At 50.9% G+C, this 16,065-nt stretch carries 8 protein-coding genes; 3 read left to right on the forward strand and 5 right to left on the reverse strand.

The window, feature by feature from the left end; translation table 11 throughout:
• Positions 1-5,643, forward strand: a 5,643-nt coding sequence (locus tag B051_RS20875; RefSeq protein ID WP_071594846.1) for an Ig-like domain-containing protein, incomplete at its 5' end; no start/stop codon positions are given.
• A gap of 584 nt (positions 5,644-6,227) precedes the next feature.
• Positions 6,228-8,330: an Ig-like domain-containing protein gene (locus B051_RS0104605; RefSeq protein ID WP_018477005.1), complete on the forward strand. Its 2,103-nt coding sequence runs from the start codon at positions 6,228-6,230 to the stop codon at positions 8,328-8,330.
• 155 nt (positions 8,331-8,485) lie between these two features.
• Here B051_RS0104605 and B051_RS21810 read toward each other — a convergent pair whose 3' ends face one another.
• The 5 genes from B051_RS21810 to B051_RS0104630 form a co-directional block, all read right to left on the reverse strand.
• A complete protein-coding gene (locus B051_RS21810; RefSeq protein ID WP_281163453.1) occupies positions 8,486-8,980 on the reverse strand; it encodes an SOS response-associated peptidase in 495 nt (164 codons plus the stop codon).
• Between the two features lie 402 nt (positions 8,981-9,382).
• Positions 9,383-10,171, reverse strand: a complete 789-nt coding sequence (locus tag B051_RS0104615; protein WP_018477008.1) for a hypothetical protein — start codon at positions 10,169-10,171, stop codon at positions 9,383-9,385.
• A gap of 478 nt (positions 10,172-10,649) precedes the next feature.
• Positions 10,650-10,985 carry a hypothetical protein gene (locus tag B051_RS0104620; RefSeq protein WP_157578495.1) on the reverse strand — a complete coding sequence of 112 codons (336 nt, stop codon included), beginning with the start codon at positions 10,983-10,985 and terminating at the stop codon, positions 10,650-10,652.
• Between the two features lie 287 nt (positions 10,986-11,272).
• Entirely contained in the window at positions 11,273-13,246 is a 1,974-nt protein-coding gene (locus tag B051_RS0104625; RefSeq protein ID WP_157578497.1) for a hypothetical protein, read from the reverse strand.
• Between the two features lie 251 nt (positions 13,247-13,497).
• Positions 13,498-14,355: a DUF3575 domain-containing protein gene (locus B051_RS0104630; protein WP_245539579.1), complete on the reverse strand. Its 858-nt coding sequence runs from the start codon at positions 14,353-14,355 to the stop codon at positions 13,498-13,500.
• Between the two features lie 472 nt (positions 14,356-14,827).
• Here B051_RS0104630 and B051_RS21920 point away from each other — a divergent pair, with 472 nt between their 5' ends.
• Complete coding sequence (locus B051_RS21920; RefSeq protein WP_018477012.1) at positions 14,828-15,517, forward strand: helix-turn-helix transcriptional regulator; 690 nt, start codon at positions 14,828-14,830, stop codon at positions 15,515-15,517.
• Positions 15,518-16,065: the final 548 nt, after the last annotated feature.

Genomic DNA, 16,065 nt, shown 5'->3' on the forward strand with positions numbered 1-16,065 from the left:
CCCCGCAGCCGCATCGCGCGCCTCAACGCCGACGGCACGCTCGACGCCTCCTTCAACCCGGGCTCCGGCTTCAACGGTGGAATATTTTCACTGATCCTGCAGCCTGATGGAAAGGTGCTGGTGGGTGGGAGCTTTCACTTCACCACTCCGCCCCGCGGCCGCATCGCGCGCCTCAATGCCGACGGCACGCTCGATGTTTCTTTCGACCCCGGCGAAGGCTTCAGTAATGATGTAAGGTCATTAGCCCTGCAGCCGGACGGTAAGGTGCTGGCTGGAGGGGCATTCGCTAGATTAAACGGTATATCTCGAACCAGAATTGCAAGACTACTCTTAGGTGATTTTTGTCCTGTAGCACCATCTGCTGCAGCTCAAAGTTTTTGTAGTGCAGAAAATAAAAAGATTACTGATTTAGAAGCCACAGGGACCAGTCTCAAATGGTATAGTTCAGCAACCGGTGGCACCGCCTTGGCAGGCTCAGAGGTATTGGAAACAGGAAAGTACTATGTAAGCCAAACTGTGAACGAATGTGAGAGCGATAGAGCAGAGGTGGACGTGACCATAATACCATCTTTGGAAGTAAGTGTAAGCATTGCCGCAGCTCCTCCGACCACAGTGACATCGGGCACCTCCGTCACCTTCACGGCCACACCAACCAACGGCGGCGAGAACCCCGCTTATCAGTGGAGGGTGAACGGCACCTCAGTGGAAGGCGAGACATCAGCCACCTTCTCATCCGCCACTTTGGTAAATGGCGATGTGGTGACTGTAGAATTAACCTCTAATGCTGTTTGCGCCACGGGCAATCCGGCTACATCCAACAGCCTTACCATGACGGTAAATAGCTTGTCTGTGGCACCAAGCGGTGCTTCTTCCTCGCCTTCAATAATCAGTGCCGGTGGCAGCGCCACACTCAGCGTGTCAGGGGGCACCTTGGGTGACGGGGCGGTATGGGAGTGGTACAGTTCCAATTGCGGAGGTACTTCAGTTGGTACAGGGGCTACCATAAGTGTCAGCCCATCACAGAGCACAACCTACTATGTACGAGCTGAGGGCGAACAAAATACCACGTCCTGCGCCCAAGTGACAGTACACCTTTCACCTGTTCTGACTACCTCAGTGGATTGTCAGCCGGAGGCTACACTGAGTCTCACGAATGCTGCTGAAGCAGACAGAATCGTTTGGTACAAGGGTAATGAAGTGGAAGCTACTATACTGCCAACTCCTGCGCAGGCAGGTACACTTGTGGCTGGGGGAAGTGGACAAGGAACTGCAGCAAATCAGCTAAGCTCCCCCAATAGTGTATTTGTGACTACTGACGGTGACATCTATATTGCAGATGGCAGCCGGGTACAGAAGTGGGCATCTGGCGCAACCGAAGGCACCACTGTAGCTGGTGGGGTTATCTCTGGTCCGGAGGCCAATCAATTTTCTAATGCCTTTGATTTGTTCGTAGATGGTGATGGCAACATCTATGTTGCTGATGGAGGGAACCACCGGGTGCAGAAGTGGGCACCGGGGGCTACCGAGGGCGAGACAGTGGCCGGCGGAAACGGGCAGGGGGCTGGAGCAAAACAGCTGAATGTCCCAAGTGGTTTATTTGTAGACCCCGCTGGCAATGTTTATGTGGCAGACCGAAATAACCACCGTGTGCAGAAGTGGACGCCTGGTGCTAGCGAGGGCGTGACTGTGGCTGGCGGGAACGGTCAGGGGTCCGCGGCAAACCAGTTTAGGTTCGCAAGCGATGTGTTCCTGGATGCTAGCGGCAATATCTATGTTGCAGACCTAGATAACTATCGAGTACAAAAGTGGGTCTCGGGAGATATTGAGGGTACAACAGTAGCCGGCGGAAACGGACAAGGGGCAGCTGCAAATCAATTGGAAAATCCAACAAATGTACTTGTAGATGATAGTGGCAACATCTACATTGCCGATGGGCATAATCACCGGGTGCAGATGTGGACACCTGGTTCAAGCACTGGTATCACTGTTGCCGGTGGAAATGGAGCAGGTTCAGCAGCTAATCAACTGAACTACGCGTATGGTTCTTTCATAGATGATGCCGGCAGCATCTACGTAGCTGATGCTAATAACCATCGCATCCAAAAATGGGCCGCACCAATTATTACCACCACTTACACCCCAACTTCAGCAGGAGTTTACAAGGCCGTCGTTACCTATGGCGCAGAGACTGTCACCACCAACACCGTCACTATCACAGAAAGCCTGCCTGTGAGTGTGAGCATTGCCGCAAATCCCTCCACCACAGTGGCTACAGGCACCTCCGTCACCTTCACGGCCACACCAACCAACGGCGGTGAGAATCCCACCTACCAGTGGAAAGTTAATGGTGTAGCGGTGGAAGGCGAGACTTCCTCCACCTTCACTTCGGCCAACTTGGCAAACAGCGATGTAGTGATGGCAGAACTTACGTCCGATGCTCCTTGCGCGGGTGATAGTCCTGCCGTATCCAACGCGTTGACTATGACAATCAAGAGCCTGTCTACAGCGCCAAGCGGTGCAAGCTCTTCTCCTGTAATAATCAGTGCCGGTGGCAGCGCCACACTCAGCGTTTCAGGGGGCACCTTGGGCGACGGAGCGGTATGGAAGTGGTTCAGTGCCAGCTGCGGTGGAACACAAGTGGGTACCGGAGCTACTATTAGCGTGAGCCCATCCCAAACCACAACTTATTACGTGCGGGCTGAGAGCCAATACAACACCACCTCCTGCGCCCAAGTGACCGTGCGTCTTGCACCTGTGCTTAGCACATCGGCGGAATGTATGCCAGATGCTATACTTAATGTTAGTAATGCTGCTGAAGCAGACAGAATAGTTTGGTATAATGGCAGTGAGGTGATAGCTACTATAATGCCAACTCCTGCTCAAGAAGGTACTACAGTGGCAGGGGGAAATGGGTTTGGATTAGAGGCCAATCAACTTAATGGTCCTTCAGGAATTTATGTGGACGAAAATGGTAATGTCTACGTGACGGACCAAGGTAACCACCGCGTCCAGAAGTGGGCACCCGGAGCAGCAAGCGGTGTCACCGTAGCAGGCGGCAACGGGCGGGGGGCAGGAGCCAATCAGTTTAATCTTCCTTATGGAATTTTTATAGATGACAGTGGCAACATCTATGTTGTGGACCAAGGTAACCACCGCGTCCAGAAGTGGGCACCCGGAGCAGCAAGCGGTGTCACCGTAGCAGGGGGTAACGGGCAGGGGGCAGGAGCCAATCAGCTTAACAATCCCTCAGGAATTTATGTGGACGGAAGTGGTAATATCTATGTGAATGATGTTTCTAATAATCGTGTACAGAAGTGGGCACAAGGAGTTACAACTGGAGTAACTGTAGCAGGTGGTAATGGTTCAGGAATTGCCTCTAATCAACTTCGTGTTCCCTACGATTTATCTCTTGATGGGAACAACAATATATTTGTTGTTGAGTTTGATGCTCATCGCGTCACTAAATGGGCTCCAGGTGTTGGAAGTGGTGTAAGAGTAGCCAGTAGTGGTGGCGGTTCTGCGGCAAATCAACTTTTATATCCAACTGGCATTGTCTTGAATGCTAATGGAGATATGTATATTGTAGATACTGGCAATCACCGCATCCAAAAGTGGGCTGCACCGACCCTTACTACTGCTTACACCCCAACTACAACAGGCATCTACAAAGCTGTCATTACCTACGGCACAGAGACTGTCACTACCAATATTGTCGCCATCACAGAAGCACTACCGGTCAGCGTGAGCATCGCTGCAGACCCTTCTACCACAGTGGCGGCTGGCACCTCCGTGAATTTCACGGCCACACCGACCAACGGAGGCGAGAACCCAGCATACCAGTGGAAGGTGAATGGCATAGCGGTTGAAGGAGAGACATCCGCCACCTTCACATCGGCTGCCTTGGCAAACGGGGATGTGGTGACGGTAGAGTTGACCTCTGATGCTATATGCGCCACCGGAAGTCCAGCTACATCCAATAGTCTGACTATGTCTCTCAATGCAGCACCCGTGCTGACCGCTATAGGAAATCAGTCTGTCAATGAATTATCAGAAATCACATTCCAGGCTTCTGCCACAGATGATGGGTTGCCAAACGGCTCACTCTCTTACAGCCTGGCAGCCCCCCCAACAGGTACTTATCCCACAGGGGCTACTCTCACTGCAGCGGGTGCTTTCTCTTGGACACCTACCGAAATTCAAGGGCCTGGTACTTACCGCGTGAAGGTGGTGGTGTCGGATGGGGCACTCTCAGACGAAGAGGAAATAGAGATACAGGTGAATGAGGTAAACACAGCGCCTGTACTGGCAGCCATTGGCGCACAGGCCGTGAACGAGCTGACCCAGCTTGCATTCACAGCATCAGCTACAGACAGCGACCTGCCTGCCAACACCCTGAGCTATTCATTGGTGGGAGCCCCAACCGGAGCCACCATCTCACCAGCCGGTGTATTCTCCTGGACACCTACCGAGGCAGATGGCTTTGGTACCTATACCTTTACTGTCAGAGTCACTGATAACGGTACGCCAGCTATGTCGGGTGAGGAAGTGATAACTGTTACGGTAAACGAAGTGAATGTGGCACCGGTGCTCGTCACAATAGGAGCTAAGTCGGTAGCCGTGAATAGTAACCTAGTTTTTATAGTTTCTGCTACTGATGCGGATGAACCTATGCAAAGCCTGGTTTACGAAGCAGCACCGCTGCCTGCTGGTGCGACTTTTGACGCTTCCACCCGCACCTTTTCCTGGACTCCATCGGGTAACCAAACAGCGGAGCATAGTATCACCTTCTCTGTGACAGATGGGTTGCTGTCAGCGCAGGAGATTGTCCGTATCACGGTTACAAAACCCTCTACCCAAGTGCCAACTATTTCCTCATTCTCTCCAACCAGTGGCCCGGTTGGCACCGCTGTGACAATCACGGGCAACTACTTTATAGATGCAACTGCTGTGACCTTCAATGGTGTGAGCGCTGCCTATACCGTGCAGAGCGGCACCCGTATGGTTGCGACGGTTCCTGCTGGTGCTACCAGCGGAAAAGTCAGGGTGACTACTGCCGCAGGTACCGGCACGAGTAAGCAAAGTTTTACCGTAACCAGTTCCAACCCAGCACCTACTATCAGCAGTTTTTCACCTACGTCTGGTTCTGTCGGCACTGTAGTGGCAGTTACCGGCACCAACTTCACAGGTGCCACGGCGGTACGTTTCAATGGGACAGCCGCCACCTTCTCCATAGCGAGTGCGACTTCGATTCAGGCGCGTGTGCCATTGGGGGCAACGAGTGGCAAAATCTCTGTCACCACACCAGGTGGCACTGCTACCAGCAAGTCCAACTTTAAAGTGACTGCCACAAGCACCGCCTCAGCGCTCCAGGCAACAGAGTATGAGCATGCGTTAACAGCTTACCCGAATCCCTTCAACGAAAGCGCTAGAATTGCCTTCTCCCTGGAGCAGGAGGAGCAGTATGTGCTGGAGGTGTTCGATATGCGAGGCGTGCTGGTGAGGCGCATAGCTAACGGAACCGCAGTGGCCAGCAAGCTCTATGAGTATGAACTGAGGGGCGAGGGTATGGCCGAGGGCATGTACATCACCCGCCTGACCACCGCATCCAAGGTGCAGAGCCTGAAGGCTGTGCTGAAGCGGTAAAAATAAGCTGTTATAGTATCTGCGGAGCTGATGAATTCATAATCAGCTCCGCTTTTGTTTTATGCGGTTAGGAAGCAAAACTGCAGCTGATGCGAAATAAAACTGCTATAGCGTCCGAAGCGCATAAAACAAAAGCCTCTCAGCGTTAACTGATAGGCTTTCGAGCAGTCCCTGGGGACCCAGCTATGTTAAAAGTTGGCTAAAGTAGCGGCTTTTAAGAGACTGCACTACGTAGACTACTCACAATTAGGGGATAGAGACAATAATTCCGCAACGATGTGGAGACTACCGGCATCAACTAGCCCTTTGAGAGCAAAGCACCTTCTTCCTTCATCCCCATAACAGCAGTAAACCTCGATAAGGTATTCCTGATTGACATGACTGAAGGCGTGCCTGCACCATCGCTTCCGCACCAGCAATTCCGATACTGGCCATCGAGCCTATAGAGGCATCTCAGTCTACCTGTCCACCTACTCTCCCTAAATTCAAATACCCAGATATAGGTAGTGGAAAACGAGGTTGCTTTTGCTACTTTTGCGGATTATTGGCTACATACATTGCTTTCACCCAACCCTTTCCCCCTTATGAAGAGACTCTACGCCCTTCTCCTCATGCTGCTCTTCATAGCGGCCTGCAGCACATCCGACTCCGACAAGGACCCCAACCCAGCCGTGCCAGCCGATGGCACGCTTAGCATCGCCTCCGCCTCGGTGAGGGGATACGAGCTGGCCGTCATCCAGGTGGAGGGCCACACGCTAGCCAAGCAGGAGTATGACCTCGAAATAGGCACCAGAAAAGTAAAGGCGGTCAAGAACATGGACAACTCCCTCACGTTACTGGTGCCGGGGGACCTCCCGACCGGCACACACGCGGTGAGAGCAGATTTCGCCAAGGACCCGCTGGAGCTGACCATCGCCGCCCCTGCGGCCATCGCCGACCCGGTGGCCTACGTGACGGAGTTCCTGGGGGACCTGGACCAGGACATCGCCGACTACAAGGCCAGCACGGGCGCCGCCACCGTCCCCGTGGAGATGTCCAGGGCCAAGGAGGAGCTGGGGCAGGCCATGCAGCGCTTCGGGGCGCTGCCCGCCGCCGAGCAGCTCGCCGCGGCGCAAATCATACAGGCAAACGACGCCTACTTCATCGAGGCCCAGAAGGCCATCGCCGCCTTCAACGCGACGGGGACCGGCCTGGGCAGGCGGCAGGGGGACCCGGGCGCTGCCTCCGGCCCCAGTCTCCGGACCGGCGACTGGGATGACTGCACCTCCGCGTTCTGCGTGACGGCCAGGACCATCGCTACGGTGGCCGCGGCCGCCTCCTTGGTCAAGGTCGGGGCCGTGGCGGGGACCATCGGTGTGGGCGTGCTGGGCTTCGACGCGGCCATGTCCTTTGTGACCGGGAAGAAGTCCTTCACCTTCAGCTACCTCAGCCGGATTCTGATGGTGGCGCTGGACCTGGCCTACTGGGCGCCCACCTTCACCCTGAAGGTGACGCTCGACAGGGCGGAGCGGGAACTGGCCAGCGGCCTGGAGATGCGCACGGCGGCGGATGAGCTGCGGATACTGAAGGGCGAGCCGTTCACCATCGCCCCCAGGGTCACCTTCCGCACCCTGAGGGCCGAGGACGCCGCCAGCCAGTCGGCGCTCATCAAGGAGGCCGTCACGCTGCTGGAGAAGGCCAGGAGGCTCTACACCCAGACCCTCGGCAGCCCCTTCGGGCCTTTCCCCGGGTACGCGGTGAGGAGCGAGACGGTGGCGACCAGGTCACTGGGCGACTGGGAGGTGAAGGTGCTCGACAACCCCTCGGTCACCGTGACGAAGCCGACCGGGAAGGCGGACAGGTTCTCCGTCACCTTCAACTCCTCCTCCAGGGCGGAGCAGGCCTTCACCTTCGCCGTCACCTACCGGAACGAGCTTGAGGAGAGCACCAGGACCTACAAGGCCATCCTGGTCCCGCAGCGCAGGCCGCACGCCCTATTCCTCTCCAGCGGGGACAACCAGAGCGCCGCGCCCGGCAAGGCCCTGCCCAGCCCGCTGAAGGCGAAGGTGACGGACGTGAACGGCAAGGGGCTGGAGGGCGTCGAGGTGGAATGGAGCATGAAGAGGGGCGGAGGCGTGCTGAGCGCGGCCAGGTCCGTGACAGACGCCTACGGAATCGCGCAGGTGGCGTGGACGCTGGGAGGAACAGGAGAGCAGGAGGTGGAGGCGCTGGCCCGGAAAGTGGATGGCACCCCGCTGGCGGGCGCCCCGGTGCTGTTCTCGGCCAAGGCGCTGAGCGAATGCGAGCTGGGGGCCATCTCGGCGCCCGTCATCACCAAGGTGGAGTTCGCCTGCGATGCCAGCAACGGTGTCTCCATCCTGGTGTCGTTCCGGGCCAACGGCTCCGGCGTGCTGACCAGCGGCTCCTACTATGGCCACTGCCCCCAGGAACAGCAGTGCTATCCGGTGAGGCTCTACTTCTGGAGTCCCGGTGCCTGGCAGTGGGAAAACTCCAGCAACGGGTACGACGCGCGGCTGAAATCGGGGACACCGAACGAGGGCGTCGTCGAAATAAGGTTTAAAAAGAGCTGTCTCTCAGGGAAGACGCCGCTCGAAACCATGAAGGCATTCTATCCAAGTTATAAATGGCAGATTGAGCTGATGAACCGGTGCAACCAGCGCTCGGCCAGGTATAGTTTCGATACCTAGGGATTCAATCGATAAAGTGTCTTCCTTATGACTGAACCCTCGGTTAGCGCTGCGGGCATGGATATCCTTATGGCAGATTCCCCACCGCCTACATCAGCGACAGGGCAACGAAGCCTCGTTCTATACTGGCCGGGAATGGCTTGTGGCATCGGGGCTTAAAGCGAGTTTAGCACCTCTGGTACGTTGTTGACAGGCGAGTTCACCAGCGGTGACACAGGGTATGCCTTCATCTCCTCTGCTTTGAAAGGGCGCAGCAAGGCGAGCAAATCCTCCTGCGGCTCATGCTCATCCAGCCACAGCTCCTCCGCCTCCGGCGAGAGGATGACGGGCATACGGTCATGGATGGGCCTCACCACGTCATTGGCTTCCGTCGTGATGATGGTGAAGGTGTGCAGCACCTCGCCTGTGCCCTTGTCCGCCCACTCGTCCCACAGCCCCGCTAAGGTGAACACCTCCTCGCTCTTGAGCAGGATGCGGTAGGGCACCTTCCCCTGTTCCGTCACCCGCCACTCGAAGAACCCATCCGCGGGCACCAGGCAGCGCTTTGACTTCAACAGGCTGCGGAAGGAAGGCTTCTCCGCCAGCGTCTCGGCTCGTGCGTTGATGGCGCGCTTGACCGCCTTCGCGTCCTTTGCCCAGAAGGGCTGCAGGCCCTAGGAGAAGAACTGCAGCTTGTCCGGCTGGTCGTTTGTCACCACGGGCAGNGCCTGGCTCGGGGCCGCGTTGTAGTGCGCTTCCTGTAGGTGCTTCTCCACCAGCTCAGCCGCTTTGGAGCGCCCTTTGGTAGACTTGGGTACGACTGTATATCTTCCGCACATAACAAGAATGGTTTAACTTACTTTTTAGCAGTACGCAAATACAATGCTCTGCATGCACAGAAGTCAATGTAATAGCGGCCCTTTGCCGCAGTAAGCCTAGCTATAAGCCTCTTTTGACTTGAAGGAGAGTCTGATAAGTTTCGGGGATTAAATGCCACACATAGAGCGGGTTCTACAACAAAGAACCGCAACAAGGACAAGATTTAAGCAGGTGCTCAGTAGCCACCGAACGGGTCAGCCTCTGTCAGGCACTGTGGGGTTTACCTCGAACCCGTTTCTAATTTTTAAGGAGTATCCAAAGTTGTCCTCCCGTCTGTTGTGGAAACCACCCGTTACCTCATATGCACCATAGGTATCAGGTGTGTACATCAGAATATAGTGAGGGCCTGATTTGACTATCTTTGGCTTTATTGTCACCCCGCTCTCTAAGTTCCTGCAGGTAATCTGGGAAAAATCAAAAGCCGATTCTCCGGAGTGGAAGCCTGCGGTGCTGACCGTGAGGAAAACAGTGTCTCCTAGTCGATACCTGCTTTTATCCAGGTAGGAGGAGACGTTCCAAGTCGCTAAATTTACAGCACCTCTCTGAGCTGCCTTTAGCTGCAGCAATGTCCCTTCGCCGGCAGTGGCATAGTATAGAAGGCTGTAGAAGGCCATACTATCAGGGGGTGATTCTATTTGCTCCCTAAGCTCACTCACTGGCGCCGAATAGTCATAACCCCATGAAGAGCTTTTGTGGTGTGCGTGCTCTATGGAATCAGAGAACAACAGCAGGTTTTCGATGGTAGGATTCCTTACAAAGCCTCGCCTCCAGGAGACAATCCTCTCCAAGTCCGCCTTAAGCAGGGAATCTTCACGCATCATTCCCGCTGCATCAAGTTCGTCATTTAACCCTGCCGTCAGGGTTTCGTTCTGGAAGATGTTCCTCTTGCAGGCGTCTTTAATCAGCACCAGCTTCTGGCCGCTTTCTTCCCTGTAACAGGAAGAGAGCAGAACGCTCAGCATAAAGAAAAGAAGTCTTCCCATAATTGTCTCTAGTAGCGAATGTGGGTGAATATACAATTATCAGTCATAAGTCGTATCGCGCGAAGGGCTGCCTGTTCCAAATCTTATCGGTTTTACTAATATCAGCCTGTCCGCTTTACCGTGAGACGGCCATCTGCTGAGACATAGACCGATGCATGTGCTAATTGCTGTGCCTAGAGCCCTGTTCTGCCGTCTTATAAATCACAATGTATGTTTAAAGAGATAGGAAAGTTAGACACATAACCGAGGGTAAGATGATTTGAAGTCTAGGAGACTACCAGCATAGAATAGGATTTGCAAGTAGGCAAAGACTGCTAGAAATGCTGGACTTTTCTGTGTGGACTGTTTCCAAGTGGCTCCATTGAGAAAGGTTTTCTGATACTCAACACAAGAAGAGAAATTGCTTTAGCGCCGGAATAGGGTCCGAAGTGCATCAAAGAGGTGCTGTTTTAAAAATCAAGTAAACACTATGAGGCTTTTATACAATTTCTATTGACGAAGAAGACGCTTTCTCTCCTAGTCCCCGAAGGTTAGGCCCCCTGTCCTCAAAGAGCAAGTCGCTCTTCCAGAGCGAGTGGATAACCAGCAGTTTGCGCTGCAAGCTCACCACGCCCACCATCTTGCTTGCCTTCCCGGCGTTGATGCGCCAGTAAACAGCCCACAGGGCAGCATTGTGCCGACTGACCACCAGGGCCGGGAAGTAAACGGCTGCTCTGATTCTGCTGTTGCCTATTTTAGAAATCTCCCTTTTCTCGGGTACTGGTCCCTGTCTCTCTTTCCCCCACATGAACTCCCTAGGCCTCTGCCAATACATTGGCCAGGGTGAGAGGCCCACTCCCTGGGTGGTGAGAGGTTTGTATGCTATATCCTGAAGCCATTCCGCCAAATTGTGCACAGCCTTTATCTGGGCCTCACACCTTGCTATCTTGGCGTCAAACTTCTTACCTCCCCGTGGGATGCGATTACGGATGCCTGTGGTTCATGCGCCGAGAACAGGGCGCTCAGCCGGTTGAGGAGCACGGTCCGCTTCTACTTGAGGCCTGTGCAGTGCTTGCCAGCTTCCACAATTTGAAGCTAGCCTTTCATTTTACAGATTTAAGATTACCTGAAGAAAACTTCTACATACTTTATTCTAGCATGGTAAATGGATTCCGTTTCATTCAAGCATACCCTCTGGTAAAATCTAAAAGGCTGTAAATACAGGACTGTAAGGGGTAATCCATTCCCATCATAAAATTTTAAATGTGAATAGCCACCAGCCTGGATTTCAGACAATGTGTTAGACTGTACATTAATGTATAATTCACTTGAGCGACCTCTGCATATAATGCTAGGTTCGGCAGAATACACTGCATACGTTCCTAGCTTTACATTGCTGGATGTTACTTGACTTGGTATGCCCGAGATAGGCAACGCATCTCTGTTGACCTCCTCTGCCGTTCTACCCTCAGTAAAAGGAGGGGTATAGGATGTCAGGTAGCTGTAGTGTACATTCATGCTATAGGGGGCGCTTACACCCGCTTCTGTTCGCAGGTAAACTTTTAATTTCCACATCCCCCGGGAAGCCATTGTTTCAAAAGATGTGTTGAACGTGTAGGCCAATGTGCCGTTGGTAGCAGAAACCGATTGCCAGTCCCCTTCGCTTGGCAGCTGTGTTCCTCCTGTGGTAATGGCTACCCGTGTTGGATTGATACCAGAATATTTTATTAGTAATGGGATAGACGTGGAATGAACGAAGCCACTCGTGTCATTAGGCATGACAGTACCGGCATCAACTTTTACTGATGTTATGGAATTACATGCTACAACTTTTTTATCCAGAACCTGAAAACATGTATCAATTGCAGCTCTTGAATTGTATAAATCATAAATATGGGTTGTTATATTCAATGCTTCACCCACCTCACCTACCTTTCCTATAAATTTGAATAGCTTGCCTACTGAGGGCAAAAATGAACTGTTATAGTTTGGCTTCTCAAAATTTGGGCAGTCTTCAAACAAAGATGTGTTGGTGCTGAAAATATGGCTGCAGTAGTCAAGGATTTTATCAGTAAGTTCATTTGCGTCTTTTGCTTCTTTTAATGATACGGCTCCAATAATAGATTCTTGAATAGCTTTCTTTAATGAGTAGATGCACTCTGCTCCTATTAGGGGGAGATGCTTGAAAGCTAACGTAATCGCATAGTATATTACATTCTCATTTAATGCTTCATTATACTCTAAAGCAGAATCACCCGTCCCAGGCTTACCAGAGCGGATTTTAAACATATATATTCCGTCATTGGTATTGGTATAGATTTTCTGATCAGGAGTTGAATAGCCACTTCCGAAAACGCCATTGAGAATTTCTGAAAAAGAGGATGCAAATGCTTGTGTGCCTTCAATTATAAAAGACTCCAAACGGACATTCTCTTTATAAATACCTACAACATATTTATGTGCTACCCTGTTGTTCTCTATTGAAAACGTACCCGGATTAGATGTCCTTATTTTTAATGGAGTTCCACGGTAGGTTAACAGTCTCTGATTCGAGGCATTGTTGAATAACCGGCTGGTTGCCTCTAACATTGAAGCATTAGTAGTGTCGTTGATTGCTCTTCCGGCTACGACTGCATTTGTCACTTCTTGAACCAAATGTTTGTATCCCGGGTCCATCTGAATCTTTTGAATCATTTGTAACTGCCCTTCATCTGATAAGGATAATGTTATTGGCGCATTCATAAGAATAGCTAGTGCTGTAGACTGAGGTGTGATGTCATTATCCGACTGACCAGGATAGTTGTACCTCATCATTATAATATTGCCATCAGGCTTAGTTACAAAGAGGGTTGAAAACTTGTTTATTGTGTCAGCCACATAAGAATCGTTTATAATTCTTTCTGCCCCTTTGAAAGAGTGTACCCTCACACCAGTTGTGTCTAGCTTAGCGTTACTAGGCCAGATGACTTTACCTGCCATTAACCCTTTTCTTACAGGAGGTACTGCTTTAGAGGGTACTACAGGCTCATGCTTTTCTAAGCAGGAAGTCAATAACAAAACTAGGAATACTAAGATGGGAACGTAATTTTTTTGCATGTACTTGATGTGATTGTGTAATATGAGATGTATAGAAAAAGCACACTTCAGTGGGCTCTTCAAGCTTTGATTCTAACAATATATACCTGAGCCTCTGCCTGAGTGCCCTTAAACTTGGATGCTTATGAGAACATAATGGCAACTTCAAGCCGAAGCTCCTGATGCCAGCGAACGGCGCATGCCCTTCGAGCCCAATCCCTTAACCTTTGTATTAGTCTCAACGGCCAGAGAAGTGTGCCAAAAAAGCTTTTTCAGAAAGCTAAACCTAAACTGAATCCAAAGCCTCGTAATCCAACAAACGGTGCAGTGCCCTTCACGCTGACACCATTATTCGTAACAGTTGCCTCCAAATCCGTTTTGTCCTTCAAATCGCCATTGGTATCCTCTATGTCTTCCTTCAGTCCTCTCTTCTCTTCAGATGTCATAGTGGTCAAGTCAGTAACGGCTGGCATGTCAACCTTTAGTTTTCCGTAGTGCCCACCAAGAATGTACCAGTCGAAGGTCACCCTTTTGGCTATTAGCCACTGAGCCCCAATCATTGCTCCGCCTGCAAAACCTTTAATCTTTCCATCGTAAGGGATGGTGTAGATTCTGCTTTCGGTTTCATATTTTTGAGGGAAAGCGGCGCTGAGGTTCATATATCGCCCGTAAAGCGAGAGATAGAAGCCTCGAGCTCCAGGATGCTGGCCGGAGTAAAAACGGACTTCTCCGGTGAAAGCGCTATTTCCTATCAAAGTCGAGTTCACGTCATTTTCCAGTTCCTCATCACCCTCTCCATACTTATCTACAGCTTTTCGTACTAGATAGGAAGAATTGGCCGTGGTCTGCGGCATATACCTGTAACCGACCACGAAGGAAATTTTCCTGGTCAATGAGCGTTCGTAGCTGATGCTGTTGTTGTACAGGAGAAAGGAAGAGAGGTTTACCTTGATTATATTCTTCCTGAAGACCTCTTTCCTCGCAGTGTCTTGACTGGTGGTAATTAGAGCTGGAGTTGTCGAGGGTAAAGCTTGCAGCGTATCTGCTGGCACATCTACTGGGGTGTAGCTTGCCTGAGCAAATGAGGTAAATACAGACACAGCAAAAATAAATGTAAAGGTTATTTTCATAAAGTACAATTCGTTGAGCAAAAATCCAAATGATAAGTCATAGTTAAAATACTTGGAAACGAGTATATTTTACTTCTGTAAGTTATCTAGTTGCTTATAGATTGTGGAGCGAAGCAAGAGCCGCTGTTTGTTGCTTAATCCCTGATTTTAGGTGGGTAGGCACAGAGTTCAAAATCAGGAAGTGTTTTCAAAACAACACTATTGTACTGATTGTGTACATATGCATGACTGCAGAGCGCCATGGAGAACACTGGTCACCCTGTGCTATGGCTATCGTCAAAACAAATAGGCTATTTTGTTTATTAAAATATAACTAAAAAAACTTGTAACCGTTATATTTCAAAACTCTTCTTTTTTTAGCTTCCATCCTTTGATTACTAGGTATGAACATCCAGATGAGTAAGTGATAGCTTTGTATAATGTAGGCATTTTGCCGAGTCCTGTAGCTGTTTTTTTATATTATAGAACGTATATGCCCGGAACACCAATCAGCAACAGCTTAGGGAAGAAGATAGAAGAAAAGATAGCCACCATTGCAACTGTTGCTGATGACATACCAGGCGTGGTCATCATCCACAACCTGCGCGATTGGGCTGTGGAGTATATCTCCCCGATGGGAGAAACCCTGTTAGGCATATCCTTGGAGGAGATAAAGAAGCTCGGCATTGAGTACCATTCCCGCTTCTTCAATGAGGAGGACTCTAAGGAGTACGTGCCTAGGATAGCAAGCCTGTTGGAGCGCAACCACCCTGGGGAGAGCATTTCGTTTTTTCAGCAGGTGCGCAGTTCAAGGAGCAGGGAGTGGGTGTGGCATATGAGCAGCATCAAGGTGCTGCTGCAGGACGAGCAGGGCAAGCCTTTACTCTCCCTCACCGTTGCTTTCCCGGTAGACCCTTTACACCATGTGACTGCCAAGGTCTCCCGCCTGCTGGAGGAGAACAACTTTCTGAGAAAGAATCACCATGTTTTCAGCAGGCTGGGCAAACGCGAACGGGAGATTCTTAGGCTTATGGCCCTAGGCAAAAGCTCGCCTGAAACAGCGGAAATCCTGTTCATCTCTACGGCCACCGTCGAGACCCATCGGAGGAACATCAGGCAAAAACTCAACACGAATTCTTTTTTCGAACTCTGCGAATATGCCAGGGCTTTCGATTTGATTTAAGCTCGTGTTGGGACTGGCATAAACTGCTTGTAGCTTATGGCTATTTGCTTGAAGTGTATTCGAGATGGAGGCAACATTACCAATTAGGCTGTTGCTATTTGATTTTACTCAAACATAATCAAGTACTCACGGGAAGGTCATTCTTTGCTATGGGTGAGGCGTGTCAGCCAACACTGCATGTCTCGTAGAAAACCACAAATTATCTTCTATTCATCCTACAGCTAATCAAGTAAATTTTTGGAGCAAAGAGTGCATGATAGTATCTAAAAAATACAAAAATACCCGTAAGTGGGTATAGGTTAATCAAATTGGTTAATTGTAAATTTAACTTTTTAAAATACTAAATATCAATTTTAAGTTGGAACCCCTGTTACACGCAACGGTGCGTGGGTAATATTCTATTATTATGTTATTCCCTTAAACTATTACCTAAGCATCAAGTAAATATGCAGACAACATCTACTTTAGATTCTAACTTAGAATTACTGGAAAATTCAGAAGCAGAACCAACTCCTCAAAGGTTCAATAATGAACCGATTGTCACCACG

It is taken from the genome of Pontibacter roseus DSM 17521, from assembly GCF_000373265.1.
Classification (GTDB): domain Bacteria; phylum Bacteroidota; class Bacteroidia; order Cytophagales; family Hymenobacteraceae; genus Pontibacter; species Pontibacter roseus.

What these genes read in the sequence shown, in the direction of transcription:
- B051_RS0104620 (WP_157578495.1), bottom strand. Translation starts at nt 10,985, where the DNA reads ATGTATTGGCAGAGGCCTAGGGAGTTCATGTGGGGGAAAGAGAGACAG.
- B051_RS0104630 (WP_245539579.1), bottom strand. Translation starts at nt 14,355, where the DNA reads ATGAAAATAACCTTTACATTTATTTTTGCTGTGTCTGTATTTACCTCA.
- B051_RS0104625 (WP_157578497.1), bottom strand. Translation starts at nt 13,246, where the DNA reads ATGCAAAAAAATTACGTTCCCATCTTAGTATTCCTAGTTTTGTTATTG.
- B051_RS21920 (WP_018477012.1), top strand. Translation starts at nt 14,828, where the DNA reads ATGCCCGGAACACCAATCAGCAACAGCTTAGGGAAGAAGATAGAAGAA.
- B051_RS0104615 (WP_018477008.1), bottom strand. Translation starts at nt 10,171, where the DNA reads ATGGGAAGACTTCTTTTCTTTATGCTGAGCGTTCTGCTCTCTTCCTGT.
- B051_RS0104605 (WP_018477005.1), top strand. Translation starts at nt 6,228, where the DNA reads ATGAAGAGACTCTACGCCCTTCTCCTCATGCTGCTCTTCATAGCGGCC.